This is a genomic window from bacterium, from assembly GCA_020440705.1.
Taxonomy (GTDB): domain Bacteria; phylum Krumholzibacteriota; class Krumholzibacteriia; order LZORAL124-64-63; family LZORAL124-64-63; genus JAGRNP01.
This window is the reverse complement of the sequence record JAGRNP010000332.1, coordinates 1-585: the sequence shown is the minus strand read 5'-3', so window position 1 is coordinate 585 and position 585 is coordinate 1. Positions and strand designations below refer to the sequence as shown.

Genomic DNA, 585 nt, shown 5'->3' with positions numbered 1-585 from the left:
GTTCGCTGCTCAACCTGGTGATCAATGCGCGTGACGCCATGCCCGACGGCGGCGAGCTCGGCATCGAGGTTGCCAATTGCCAGATCGACGACGCCTACGCCGCCACCCAGGTCGAGCTGGCGCCGGGCGAATACGTGGCGGTGAGCGTGGGCGACTCCGGCGTGGGCATGTCCGAATCGGTCATCACCCGCGCGTTCGAACCGTTCTACACCACCAAGCCCATCGGCCAGGGGACCGGCCTGGGCCTGTCGATGGTGTACGGCTTCGTCAAGCAGGCCGGCGGCCATGTGCGCATCCAGAGCGAGCCGGGCCGCGGGACCACCGTCACGCTGTACCTGCCGCGCGACCTCTCGGACGGCGAGGCCGAACCGGCGCCGGCCCGCGTGGCGGTCGAAGGCGCACAGGCGGGCGAGAGCATCCTGGTGGTGGAGGACGAGCCCAGCGTGCGCGAGATCATCGTCTCGGTGCTGGCCGAGCTGGGTTATGCCTATGCCGAAGCGGGCGACGCCGAATCGGCGCTGGTGCTGCTCGACGGCCCGCGCCATTTCGACCTGCTGGTGTCGGACGTGGGCCTGCCGGGACTCA

General features: G+C 69.7%; 1 protein-coding gene. It reads left to right on the top strand.

Annotated features, from left to right (window positions below; translation table 11 throughout):
• Positions 1-585, top strand: a 585-nt coding sequence (locus KDM41_18655) for a response regulator (protein ID MCB1185445.1), incomplete at both ends; no start/stop codon positions are given.